The organism is Octadecabacter sp. SW4, from assembly GCF_008065155.1.
Taxonomy (GTDB): domain Bacteria; phylum Pseudomonadota; class Alphaproteobacteria; order Rhodobacterales; family Rhodobacteraceae; genus SW4.
Window position 1 is genome coordinate 1 of record NZ_CP042820.1, and the last position, 12385, is coordinate 12385.

General features: G+C 58.4%; 10 protein-coding genes. 4 read left to right on the top strand and 6 right to left on the bottom strand.

Annotation, left to right across the window (positions count from 1 at the left end):
* Positions 1-2889 (top strand): Tn3 family transposase, encoded by a 2889-nt coding sequence (locus FTO60_RS16540; RefSeq protein WP_148057195.1) that lies wholly within the window; start codon positions 1-3, stop codon positions 2887-2889.
* Between the two features lie 114 nt (positions 2890-3003).
* On the opposite strand, the gene FTO60_RS16545 is transcribed toward FTO60_RS16540, so the two are convergent.
* The 5 genes from FTO60_RS16545 to FTO60_RS16565 form a co-directional block, all read right to left on the bottom strand.
* A complete protein-coding gene (locus FTO60_RS16545; RefSeq protein ID WP_138925280.1) occupies positions 3004-4035 on the bottom strand; it encodes an Atu2307/SP_0267 family LLM class monooxygenase in 1032 nt (343 codons plus the stop codon).
* 60 nt (positions 4036-4095) lie between these two features.
* Positions 4096-4734, bottom strand: a complete 639-nt coding sequence (locus FTO60_RS16550; RefSeq protein WP_148057196.1) for a glutathione S-transferase family protein — start codon at positions 4732-4734, stop codon at positions 4096-4098.
* 7 nt (positions 4735-4741) lie between these two features.
* Complete coding sequence (locus FTO60_RS16555; RefSeq protein ID WP_148057197.1) at positions 4742-5641, bottom strand: NAD(P)H-binding protein; 900 nt, start codon at positions 5639-5641, stop codon at positions 4742-4744.
* Positions 5642-5696: 55 nt separating this feature from the next.
* Entirely contained in the window at positions 5697-6509 is an 813-nt protein-coding gene (locus FTO60_RS16560) for a class III extradiol ring-cleavage dioxygenase (RefSeq protein ID WP_148057198.1), read from the bottom strand.
* Positions 6510-6582: 73 nt separating this feature from the next.
* A complete protein-coding gene (locus FTO60_RS16565) occupies positions 6583-6987 on the bottom strand; it encodes a DoxX family protein (RefSeq protein WP_148057199.1) in 405 nt (134 codons plus the stop codon).
* 183 nt (positions 6988-7170) lie between these two features.
* On the opposite strand from FTO60_RS16565, the gene FTO60_RS16570 reads away from it, so the two are divergent.
* From FTO60_RS16570 to FTO60_RS16575, 3 genes are all read left to right on the top strand, one after another.
* Complete coding sequence (locus tag FTO60_RS16570) at positions 7171-7494, top strand: helix-turn-helix domain-containing protein (RefSeq protein WP_148057252.1); 324 nt, start codon at positions 7171-7173, stop codon at positions 7492-7494.
* Between the two features lie 390 nt (positions 7495-7884).
* On the top strand, positions 7885-7998 hold the full coding sequence (locus FTO60_RS17930) for a helix-turn-helix domain-containing protein (protein ID WP_254696969.1): 114 nt from the start codon (positions 7885-7887) through the stop codon (positions 7996-7998).
* A gap of 65 nt (positions 7999-8063) precedes the next feature.
* Positions 8064-9223, top strand: a protein-coding gene (locus FTO60_RS16575; protein WP_148057200.1) for an IS3 family transposase whose coding sequence is annotated in 2 segments (ribosomal slippage) — positions 8064-8313 and positions 8313-9223 — 1161 coding nt in all. Because the reading frame shifts where the segments join, the coding sequence is not laid out codon by codon here.
* 51 nt (positions 9224-9274) lie between these two features.
* Here the strand turns inward: FTO60_RS16575 and FTO60_RS16580 are convergent.
* Positions 9275-12358, bottom strand: a complete 3084-nt coding sequence (locus FTO60_RS16580) for an efflux RND transporter permease subunit (protein ID WP_148057201.1) — start codon at positions 12356-12358, stop codon at positions 9275-9277.
* Positions 12359-12385: the final 27 nt, after the last annotated feature.

The following is a 12385-nucleotide window of genomic DNA, read 5'->3' on the forward strand; positions in this document are numbered from 1 at the left end:
ATGGCGCATCGCACCATACTGACCGAGCGCCAGCGTGTGGCGCTTTTTGACCTGCCGACTGACGAAGCGGATATGTTGCGGCATTACACGCTGGCAGACGACGATATCGAACACATCAACGAACGGCGGCGGCCAGAGAACAAAATCGGCTTTGCATTGCAGCTCTGCGCGTTGCGGTATCCTGGGCGGCTATTGTCATCCGACGAGGTTATTCCAGAAAAGATACTGCGCTTCATCGCCGCTCAGTTGGGGTTGAGTGCAGGCGATGTCCTGCCATATGCCGCACGCCGCCAAACCCGCCAGCAGCATTTGCACAACCTTCGTGAGGTTTACGGCTTCAAGATGTTCTCAGGCCAGGGCGCCCGCAGTCTCAAAGCGTGGCTTGAATGCGAAGCCGAATCCTCCCGTTCCAGCGAAGATCTAGCTCGGCGCTTTGTTGAAGAGTGCCGCCGGACGCATACGATCCTGCCCGGTGTCTCGGTTATCGAACGGCTTTGTGCAGATGCGCTGGTATCGGCGGAACGCCGGATTGAAAGCCGGATCGCCAACAGGATAAGCGTTGAAACGAAAGAGCGTCTGGACGCGCTGTTGACCGAGATTGCAGATGGCAATGTCACCCGGTTTATCTGGCTTCGCCGTTTCGAGGTGGGCAGCAACTCGGCGGGAGCATCGCGGCTTCTGGATCGGTTGGAGTTTCTGCAGGGCATAAGCCTCTCACCGGACATTTTGGTCGACGTTCCACCACACCGTGTCACCCGCCTTCGCCGCCAAGGCGAGCGCTACTTTGCCGACGGTTTGCGAGACATCACCAGCGATCGGCGTCTGGCAATCCTCGCCGTCTGCGCGGTGGAATGGACGGCGGCCATTGCCGACGCCGTAATCGAGACCCACGACCGGATTGTTGGCAAGACCTGGCGGGATGCGAAAAGGCTGTCCGATGCACGTATCGCGGACGCCCGATCTTCACTGCGCGAGACCTTGCGCTCCTTCAAGGATTTGGGCGCTGCCTTGCTGGCGGCAAAGGCGGATGGCGCATCTCTTGAAGCGGCCATTGACGTTACGTGTGGTTGGTCTCACCTCGAACGCATGGTGACAACAGCTGCAGAGTTGACTGACACGATGGCGGCTGATGCCCTGACTCATGTCGTTCACGGGTACCATCGGTTCCGGCGGTATGGCCCTAGAATGCTGCGGGCGCTCGATATCGGTGCGGCGCCGGTGGCGGCCCCTTTGATACAAGCTACAAAGGTCATCGCCGATGATCAAACCAATGCGCCCCGTCAGGTTGGCTTCCTGCGCCGAACCTCAAAATGGCATCGCCACCTCAATGTCCAAGACCCAAAAGACAATCGGCTATGGGAGGTCGCCGTTCTGTTCCAGGTGCGTGAAGCCTTCCGATCTGGCGATATCTGGCTCTCCCATTCCCGACGTTACGCCGATCTGAAACAAGCGCTTGTGCCAATAGAAGCGGCAAAGGCGTCGCCACGCCTGACGATGCCATTCGAACCTGAGGTCTGGCTCGATGATCGCAAGGTCAGATTGACAGAATCCATGGAGCGTTTGGCCAAGGCCGCCCGGAGCGGAGCTATCCCAGGCGGTTCCATCGAGAACGGTATTCTCAAGGTTGATCGTTTGTCTGCGGAGACCCCGGCGGATGCTGACGGCATGGTGCTTGATCTCTATGGCCGTCTGCCTTCAGTTCGGATTACCGATCTTCTGCAGGAAATCGATGATGATATCGCGTTCACCGAAACCTTCACACACCTGCGTACCGGCGCGCCCTGTAAGGATCGCATCGGGCTTCTGAACGTGCTGCTGGCCGAGGGATTGAACCTCGGCCTCAGCAAAATGGCTGAGGCGACCAGTTCCCACGATTATTTCCAACTTTCGCGTCTGTCCCGTTGGCATGTTGAAAGCGATGCCATCAATCAGGCGCTCGCCACGGTGATCGAGGCACAGGCCAAATTGCCGATGGCGCAGTTCTGGGGCGGCGGCATAAGCGCATCAAGCGACGGTCAGTTCTTTCCGACAACGCGGCATGGCGAGGCGATGAATCTTATCAACGCGAAATATGGGCAGGAGCCCGGCTTGAAGGCCTACACCCACGTCTCCGACCAGTTCGGGCCGTTCGCAACTCAGAACATCCCGGCAACAGTCAACGAGGCTCCGTACATTCTGGACGGGTTGCTGATGAATGAGGCGGGGCGAAAAATCAAAGAGCAATATGCCGACACCGGCGGCTTCACGGATCATGTCTTTGCCGCGACAGCGCTCCTGTCTTATCGATTTGTTCCCCGCATACGCGATTTGCCGTCAAAACGGCTCTATCTCTTCGATCCCGCAGCTGCGCCGAAGGAAGTCCGCCGACTGGTCGGCGGAAAGATCAGAGAAAAGCTGATTACTGAAAACTGGCCGGACATCTTGCGCGCCGTCGCTACCATGGCGGCGGGTGTCATGCCGCCCAGTCAGTTGTTGAGGAAGTTTGCATCATATCCACGTCAGCACGAGTTGGCTCTTGCTCTGCGAGAGATCGGTCGCATCGAGCGCACCCTGTTCATAGTTAACTGGCTGCTTGACGCCGATATGCAGCGACGGGCTCAGATCGGTTTGAACAAAGGTGAGGCCCACCACGCGTTGAAAAACGCTCTACGCATCGGGCGCCAGGGCGAAATCCGAGACCGAACCTCTGAAGGACAGCACTACCGTATGGCCGGGCTGAACCTGCTGGCAGCGATCATCATCTATTGGAACACCAAGCATCTTGGCCACGCAGTTGCGGCCAGAAAGCGAGCCGGTCTCGAATGTTCGCCAGACCTTCTGGCGCATATCTCGCCGCTCGGATGGGCTCATATCCTGCTCACAGGCGAATACAGGTGGAAAAGCAGGTGACGTCCGGCTTTAGGGTGTCATTCTGCACTCAGCCGGAGCAGACCCCGTAGTCTCTGGTCGCGGGCCGATGCGGGGCGTCAGTTCAAACATTTCCAGCCTTTGTGGTTTATATGGTTAGGACCCCAGAGCCTTGCGGACATCCGGTGCAACGCGGGTTCCCAGGATCTCGATCGCGTTCATCAGGGATTTTTGATCGAGCCGCCCGATCGCCATCTGAATGGTAATCCGTGTAAAGCCGAAGATTTCATGATGGGCGAGGATCTTGTCGGTCAGTTCTGCGGGGCCGCCCACGAACAACGCGCCGCTGGGGCCGCTCATGGTATCAAACTGTTCACGGGTTGCCGGGGGCCATCCGCGTTCTGCGCCAAGTCGGGTCATGACCTCGTTATGCGGGCCACTGTAAATGTCGCGGGCGGCTTGACTGGTTTCGGCCACAAACCCATGCACATTCAGTGAGGTTTCAAAGATGGCCGGGTCGTGCCCGGCCTTGGTGGCGGCAGAGCGGTAAAGATCGAACAAAGGCGCAAACCGCACAGGTTCCCCGCCAATTATACCAAGCGCAAGAGGCAGGCCAAGTGTGCCGGCCCGCACCGCCGATTGTGGGGTTCCCCCGATACCCAGCCAGATCGGCAGCTTGTCCTGATAGGGACGTGGATAGACGCCCTGATGATCGACCGCAGGCAAATGTTTTGTGCCAGGCCAACTTATGTGTTCGGCTTCGTTCACCATCATCAAAAGCTGGAGTTTTTCAGCAAAAAGGCCGTCGTAGTCATCCAGCGCATGACCAAACAGCGGAAAGGATTCAACAAAGGCACCGCGCCCGACCATGATCTCGGCGCGCCCCTGGGTCAGGTTGTCCAGCGTCGAAAACTGTTGGAAGACGCGAATCGGATCATCGGAACTAAGCACAGTGACGGCGCTGGAAAGGCGGATGTTTTTGGTTTGTGTAGCCGCCGCTGCCAGCGCTACAGCAGGATTTGAAACTGCATAGTCGGGGCGGTGATGTTCGCCAACGCCGAACCAATCCAGCCCGACCTGATCGGCCAGCACGATTTCCTCAACCAGATTGCGCAGCCTTTGGGAAGGGCTGACGCTGCCAGCTTGATCGGCGCCCGACTCTGCGAATGTGTATATGCCTATTTGCACGATATGGCCTTCTTTGGGGCGGGGGCGAATACCTCGCCCCCGCAGATATTTCCGTGGATTCTAAACGCCAAATAGGGCCCGAACAGGTGCAAACGCCTCCTTCCACGAAGCGCGCGCCTCAAGCCGTTCGATCCAGGCCGCGACGTTCGGGAGATCGTCAAGCGAGATATCAGACTGCACACGGTACATGAATGTCGAGGCCAGCGCGAAATCCGCAACGCTAAGATCGCCCGCGATCCAATCCTTGCCCGCAAGGCCGAATTCCAGCACTGCTAGGAACTGATCTACGTTCTTCAACTCGGCGTCTATGACGCTTTGATCCGCCTCTCCCATGCCGAACTTCGCTTTCAGGAACCGCTCGAACGACAACTTTTGCATTGCCGGACCAAGGTGAATTGTCTGCCAGTAAAGCCACTGATCCACCGTTGCCCGGGCCTTTGGGTCGTCAGGATAAAGACCGCGCTCGGGTTTCTTGCTTGCCAGATAGGAATTGATGGCGCGGGATTCCCATATCACGAAATCGCCGTCTGCCAGCACCGGCACCTTGGCATTGGGATTCATCGACAGGAATTCCACGCTGCGGTTGTCGCCGCCGCGTATGTCGACCTCGATGATCTCAAGATCGATCCCCAGTTCCAGGGCAACCGCCCGCACCCGAAGGGCGTTGGGCGAGAAATTGGCGTTGTAAAGCTTCATCATGGTTTCCTTATTGCGCCGGTGGGGTGAGCAGGGCCGCCTTGTTGGCAATCAAGAAATCACGCGCCGACTGGCCGGCCTGTCCGGTCAGTTTTTCCAGATCACCCGTTGCAACACTCAGATAGTCCTTGGCCATCGCCTCGTCGAAGGACGCAAAAACCTTTGCCATGAACTCTGGCAAGCCAGCGCCGATCATTGCCTGGACCAGATCGTCGGTTGAGATCGGGATATAGGGGATATCCTTGCCCGAGATTTCCGACAGGAAGGCCGCGATGTCGCTTTGGGAAAGCGCCGCGGGGCCGGTGATGTCCAAAACGCTTGAACCGGTTTCCTGCATCAGGGCCGCTGCAGCGGCGCGGGCGCAATCGGCGCGAGTAACATAGCCGGTTTTCCCCTCAGCGGCAGCGGCGAAGTGTTGCCCCATTCCAATGCTTTGCCCACCACCCATCAGCACCAGATCGGTGTAAAGGTTGTTGCGCAGGATGGTATAGTCGACACCGGTGTCCTTGATTAGCGCTTCGGTGTCGCTGTGATCTTTGGCGAACGTGATCGGGCTTTCCTCAACCGGGTTTGTCAATGACGTATAAACGATATGTGTGATCCCTTCCTTCGTCGCGGCTGCAACGGCGTTTTTATGCGCTGCCAGTCGCTTGCCTGGTTCCAGATCGTCGGTCGAAATGATCAGCAAACGCTTGCCACCCGCAAAAGCCGCGCTCAACGATGCGGGGTCGTTGAAATCACCCTTGCGGGCCTCAACTCCCTTGTCAGCCAGATCGGCCAGCTTTTCCGGCGAACGGGAGACGGCGATGATCGGACCGGCACCGGCCGCAATCAGATTGTCGATGACCTGTCGGCCAAGTTGGCCGGATGCACCGGTCACGATGAAAGGGCCGTTTTGAATGTTTGTCATTGGGTATTCCTCGATTTTTCGGGTTGGATTTGGATGTTCAAGCGTCTGATGGGATTCAGCCAAAGGTAAACGCGCTTTCGACTGCTCCGAGCACGTGATCCTCCAGCGTTTTCACGCCTTTGTCGGCAAGGGCGGCCCCCGCGACAACATGCAGCGGAATCAGATGTTCTTCGCGCGGGTTGGCATCGCGGGCACCAGGGGCGGCGTCCCACCGAGCCAGCATTTGATCACGCTCTGCTGGATCGGTGCGGGTGGCCGCATCGCTTAGCCAGCGGTCAAATTCCTGCCCGTTCACGGAATCGGTTGCACCACCCCGCATCGCATGCATCATTTTTTGCATGTTGTGATAGGTGTTGCCCGAACCGATGATCAGAACACCTTCATCTCGCAACGGTGCCAGTGCCCGCCCGACCGCAATATGCGCAGTTGGGTCAAGATCACTTCGCAAGCTAAGCTGCACACAGGGAATGTCTGCCTGCGGAAAGGCCACCTTGAGCGGGATGAACACGCCGTGATCGTAACCGCGCGCCTCATCAACGGGGCAGGGGAACCCGGCCGCCTCGACCAGCGTCTGCACCCTGTCGGACAGCGCGACATCGCCGGGCGCGGGCCAAGTCAGTTCGTAGGTGTGAGGTGGAAACCCGTTATAATCGAACAACAGCGACGGGGCCGGGTTTTTCTGCACCGTAAATTGCGGCTCTTCCCAATGGCCTGAAATCACCAGCAACGCCTTGGGGGCTTCCGGCAATGACGCGGACACATCGGCAAGGAACTCGCGCTGCCGGTTCCAGGTTTCTGGCGGGTCCCAGTCCATGAAGAAACAGGGGCCTCCACCGTGTGGAATGAACATCGTTGGCATTCGGGTCATGTACTGCATCCTTTCGTCTTTATTGCGAGCGAAGCCTGACGATCCAGCCCGCCTATGGTTGCTAAGATTCCGGTTACGCCGCGCTATTCAGCAAATCACCGTAGGGCGATTTCTTTTCGCGAACCCGGTTTTGCGTCAGGAACGATATGATCAGTGCCGCCCATGCGATGATCGCCGGCGGCCAGCCCGGATCGCCCGCAGCTATATGCGCTGAAGCGGCCAGCAACAGGTGCCAGAACATCGCCGCATAGGCGAAATCGGACAGGAACGTCGACGGGCGCCAAAGGATGACTACGGCCGCCACGATCTTTAGGATGGCCAACGGCCATATTATGTAGGTTGGGTACTTCAACAAGCCCTCATACATTCCCGCAACCATGTCATGCGCGGTGATGTAAAATGTCGCCCCGCCCAGATAGACCAACGCAACCAACCCGGTTGCCGCCCAGTATGTAATTTTCACAGATTTTTCGCTCATTTCGACGTCCCCTTTTTTTGTAATATTTGCCTGGGCATTCTTCCGAATGGCTCACCCTTGCTAGGTTTTGCTATTCGCTCTAGTATTATAAAGCGTCTTAGTTTTGAAAGAAAAGTAGGCACTGAAAAGTAACTGCCCTTGGAGAACCTCAAAATGAAACAAACAACACCGCCCGCGTGTCCCATGGACTCCATTCTGCGCTTGCTGATGGGGCCGTGGACAACTTATATTCTCTGGGTCCTTAGTGACGGCGGGCCACAACGTTTTGGGGTGCTAAAACGGGCAGTGCCGGGAATTTCGACTCGTGTTCTGACCGAACGGTTGCGAATGTTGCAGGCGGCCGGGGTGATCTGGCGCGATCAGACCCAAACGATCCCGCCCGCCGTTACCTATGGTCTGACTGAACGAGGTGACGATCTGCGCCAAGTGCTCGAATCCTTGGGTGAAGTCGCGCAGCGCTGGCAATCCGAAGGGGCGTTTGAAACGGGTGATGTTGCTGCAGAATGATCAATACGACGATGTAGTGGTCCACATAATTTTGATCTGCTACCGCAAAATCTGCCAATTTGAGCCAATATTAATTGCTTAGTATCCGGCTTGCCACGCTATATTTAACATAAGATATATTACCGGCATCCAATTTGTGTAACGCAAAGCTTGTACAGTTGCCTTAAAACTGAGACTCCTATTTTGCGACTGGATCGGTTAAACGTGTCTGACCCCATCAGGTCCTGAACCGCACTGCGCGTCAGCTTCTTGCCCCTGGCATAGGGCCACTGAGAACGGCGGTGCAAAATTAGACCACGGTAGCGCCGTCGTATTGGCGGTGCGGGCGGCGTAAAAGTCGTCCACTTTTTCCCTTCTTGCGGCAGCAGGGAGGGCGAGGAGATTTACACCGTGGAACTTTATCTGAAGGTCAGGCTGGCGCGCAGCGAGGGGATGAGCCAGCGGGATCTGGCGCGCCATTTCAACATATCGCGCGACAGCGTTCGCAAGATGTTGGCGTTCTGACCTGCCCCCCGAAACTTCCCTCGTTCTGATGTAGAGTTTGCTCAACCTTTTGAAGGAGCAAACGAATGCGAAAGAGCCGTTTCACGGAAGCGCAGATCATCGGAATGATCAAAGAACAGGAAGCCGGGATGCCGACGGCGGAGGTGTGCCGCAAGCACGGTCTCAGCCAAGGCACGTTCTACAAGTTCAAATCGAAGTATGGCGGCATGGAGGTTTCTGACGCTGCCAAGCTTAGGGCGCTGGAAGACGAGAATGCCAAGCTCAAGCGGCTGCTGGCCGACACGATGCTGGACAACGTTGTGCTGAAGGACTTGCTGGGAAAGAGCTGACGACGCCGAATGAGCGGCGAGAGGCAGCGCTCAGGGCGCTGCGGGATCATGACATCTCGCAGCGCCGGGCCTGCCGACTTGTCGGTGTCGATCCGAAGACGGTCCGGCGTGAACGCCCGGCGGACAATCCTGAGATCAGAGCAGAGATGAAGGCGGTCGCAGCCAAGCGGCGACGGTTTGGCTATCGGCGGATCGGCGTGATGCTGGAGCGCAAGGGAATGATCATGAACCACAAGAAACTGTATCGCCTCTACACAGATGAAAAACTGGGCGTACGTCGAAGGCGGGGCCGCAAGCGGGCGCGAGGATCACGAACACCCATGCCAGTGGCGCTGCGGCCCGGTGAACGCTGGTCGCTGGACTTCCTGTCCGATACGTTTGGCGCGTCTCGCAAGTTCCGCATCTTGGCAGTGAATGACGATTGCTGTCGTGAGAACCTCTGTCTTATGGCTGACACCAGCATCTCAGGAGCACGGGTGGCGCGGGAACTTGATGCGCTTGTCCGCTTGTACGGCAAGCCTGCCAGCATTGTCTCTGACAACGGCACCGAGTTCACCAGCCGGGCGATCCTGAAATGGGCCAACGACAACGGCGTGGACTGGCATTACATCGACCCGGGTAAACCGCAGCAGAATGCTTTCATCGAGAGCTTCAATGGCAGCCTGCGTGATGAGCTTCTGAACGAGGAGATGTTCGACAGCCTGGACGATGCACGCCGAAAGCTGGCGCTTTGGCGCTACGACTACAACAATGTCAGACCGCACTCATCGCTCGGCAATCAAACGCCCGCAGAAGCGCGCCGGACGCTTGAGCAATTTGAGGGCTCCGCGCCCGACGCGCTTGCCCAAACCGAAACCGAGGAATATGAAAACCAGACCCGCAGACTCTCGTTATGAATGAGGGACCATCAGGGGGCAGGTCACTACCTACTTGAAGCATGAACCACTTCAACCAGAGGCTGTTCCGGTTTTCGAGTCGGTGCTTTCTTCTTTTGGTGGACGGATACGGAAAAGAAGTGCGTAAAGTACCGGCACGGCGACAAGGGTCAGCACCGAGGCAAACGCGAGGCCACCCATTATCGTCACCGCCATAGACGCGAAAAACGCATCCGGCAGCAGGGGTATCATGCCGAAGATCGTCGTGCCTGCGGCGAGCACCACAGGGCGTAGACGACTGACCGAACCGTCAATCACTGCCTTGTAATCCGCCACACCCTCTGCGCGCTGAACGTCGATCTCTTCGACCAGAACGATCGCGTTCTTCATCAGCATTCCCGACAGCGAAAGGAAGCCGAGCAGAGCAGTGAAGGTGAAAGGCAGGCCGGTGAAAAGCAGCCCGAGCACCATGCCCGTCACGGACATTGGCACGACAAGCCAAAGGATGAGGGGTTGGCGCACCTTGTTGAACATGAGAATGGAGATTGTCAGCATGACAAGGAAGCCTAGGGGAAGCTGTTTGCCAAGGCTGGTCTGGGCGTCGGTTGAACTTTCATACTGGCCACCCCACTCCATGCTGTAGCCGTCGGGACGCGGGAGTGCCTCGATCTCGGCCCGCACGCTTTTGAAGGCCTCATCGGCGGTGAGATCCGCCCGTGCACCGCCAAGGGCAGTAATGGTGCGTTCGCGGTTGCGCCGGTGAATCAGCGCCTCGACGAGGCGCGGCTCGAACCGTTCCACAAGGTTGGCCATGGGAACGTAGGTGCCAGCACCATCGGACCAGGCCGACAGATCCCGAACGCGGTCAACCCCGTCCCGTTCGGTCGCGGGCAGCCGCAGGTGGATCGGGATGACCTCGTCGCCTTCGCGCAATTCACCGACCCGCAAGCCCGACGTTCCGTAGCGGACGGTATCGGCAATCGCGCTGCGCGTGGCCCCGGCCAGCCGCATGCGCGACTCATCGACGATCGGCTCAACAAGGATTTCGCGCTGGCGCCAATTGGTGCGCGGGTTGGTAATTGTGCCTGCGGCCTCGTATATCCGTAATGCATCGTCGGCGAGTTGGCGCAGAACGACCGGATCGGGACCAGAGAACCGGACCGCCACATCGGCACCTGAGGGTGGGCCAAAGACGAGCTCTTCGACCCGGACGAGCGCGTTGGGAAATTCGGCCGGCAGATCACGATTCAATCGATTGGCCATAGCCGGGATCGCCTCGGCGTCGGCCACACGAACGATAAGCTGGCCATAGCTGGCATCTGCCTGCTCCGGGTTGTATGTCAACATGAATCGGCTCGCGCCGCGCCCTACCAAGGTCGTCACGTCCGTCACCTTGTCTTCAGACAGGATCAACTGCTCGAGCCGTTTCATTTCACGGTCGGTGACGTTGATGTCGGTTCCCTGCGGCATCTGGAATTCGACATAGAAAAGCGGGGTATTTGACGCCGGGAAAAAGGCCTGCTTGACCTGCCCGAAGGCCATCACCGACAAGACCGTGATTCCCACGATTGTTAGCACAACCAGCACACGCGCGCGCAGCACGAGCCAGAGCAACCCGCGATAGATCCCGTAGAACGCGCCCTTGTAGGGATCGTCCGAGGTATTTTTTGGGGTCTTGAGCAGCAACTTGCCGAGATAGGGCGTGACCGTAACAGCCAGAATCCAGCTCATCAGCAGCGAGATGGTGATCACCGCGAAGAGCGAGAACAGAAACTCGCCGGTCGAGTCCGGCGAAAGTCCGATCCCGGAAAAGGCCATGATCCCGATCACGGTGGCTCCAAGCAGCGGAATGGACGTGGAACTTTCGGTCTCGGCCGCAGCTTTTATCGCGCTCTTTCCGCGCGCCATGCCAATCACCATTCCTTCGGTGATCACGATGGCGTTGTCGACCAGCATCCCCATCGCGATGATCAGGGCACCAAGGCTGATCCGTTCCATCGCGATCCCGAAGACCGACATGAAGAACAGCGTGACGAACACAGTGAGCCCGAGCGTCGCGCCGACCACCAGGCCGGCGCGCCAGCCCATTGTGATCATCAGCGCCCCGACAACGATGGCGACCGACATCGCAAGGCTCAGGAGAAAGCTGGAGACGGCCTCGTCAACGACGACGTGCTGTTCGTAGATCGGCGTGATCTCGACGCTGTCCGGCAAGTCGGCCTTCAACGTCTCAAGCCGGGCCGCGACCGCCGAACCAACTTCGACCACGTTGCGGTTCGTCAACGCCGAAACCCCGAGGGTGAAGGCTGCCGTGCCATTGTGGCGGATCACCTGGCTCGGCTGTTCCGCCTCGTCGCGGGAGACGCGGGCGATGTCACGGATCGCAACCTGTCCGACCTCTCCGGCCGCGCCAAGCCGTAATTGTTCGATCCCCTCGGGGGTCACGTAACCCGGCGGAACGGACAGGCCGATGCGGGCGGGGCCCTCGGTGATCTCGCCATTGTTGAAAACGAGGTTTTCATCGTTCAGCACGCCCAGAACCTGGTTGGGCGGAAGGCCCAGCTCTGTCAGGCGCGCGGATGGAATCGAGATCGTGATCACCTCTTCGGTGAGGCCCTGAACCTCGACCTTGGCGACACCGTCGACGGTCACCAGCCCCAGCCGCAATCGCGTAGCCAGATCCCGCTCTTCGCGCGGGGTCAGACCTTCGGTTTTCACCGCGTAGAACATGCCGTAAACATCGCCGAAATCATCGTTGACGATGGGCGCGCGTGCGCCTTTCGGAAGGTCACCCTCCACGTCGCGGATGCGCAGGCGCATCTCGTCCCAGACCTGCGGAATCTCATCCGGGCCATATGTGCCCTCGATCTCCACGGTGATTTGCGCCATGCCCGGCATCGACTTGGATTCGACCCGGTCAAGCTGCTTCATCTGCTGCAGCGCGTTTTCGATGACGTCAGAGACCTCTTCCTCGACCTCGACTGCTGTCGCGCCGGGATACGGCACGAAGACTAGCGCGGTCTTGAGCGTGAAACTCGGGTCTTCAAGGCGGCCCACGGTGTTCAGCCCCCAATACCCGCCAAGAAGGCAAAAAAGGATGAGGAGCCAGACCGCCACGGGCCTCTGGATGCTTGCGCCGGAAATGCTGAATGCCATGGATCTGTTCGTGTCCTGTCAAGGGGG

What these genes read in the sequence shown, in the direction of transcription:
- FTO60_RS16540 (WP_148057195.1), top strand. Translation starts at nt 1, where the DNA reads ATGGCGCATCGCACCATACTGACCGAGCGCCAGCGTGTGGCGCTTTTT.
- FTO60_RS16550 (WP_148057196.1), bottom strand. Translation starts at nt 4,734, where the DNA reads ATGATGAAGCTTTACAACGCCAATTTCTCGCCCAACGCCCTTCGGGTG.
- FTO60_RS16555 (WP_148057197.1), bottom strand. Translation starts at nt 5,641, where the DNA reads ATGACAAACATTCAAAACGGCCCTTTCATCGTGACCGGTGCATCCGGC.
- FTO60_RS16560 (WP_148057198.1), bottom strand. Translation starts at nt 6,509, where the DNA reads ATGACCCGAATGCCAACGATGTTCATTCCACACGGTGGAGGCCCCTGT.
- FTO60_RS16565 (WP_148057199.1), bottom strand. Translation starts at nt 6,987, where the DNA reads ATGAGCGAAAAATCTGTGAAAATTACATACTGGGCGGCAACCGGGTTG.
- FTO60_RS16570 (WP_148057252.1), top strand. Translation starts at nt 7,171, where the DNA reads ATGGACTCCATTCTGCGCTTGCTGATGGGGCCGTGGACAACTTATATT.
- FTO60_RS16580 (WP_148057201.1), bottom strand. Translation starts at nt 12,358, where the DNA reads ATGGCATTCAGCATTTCCGGCGCAAGCATCCAGAGGCCCGTGGCGGTC.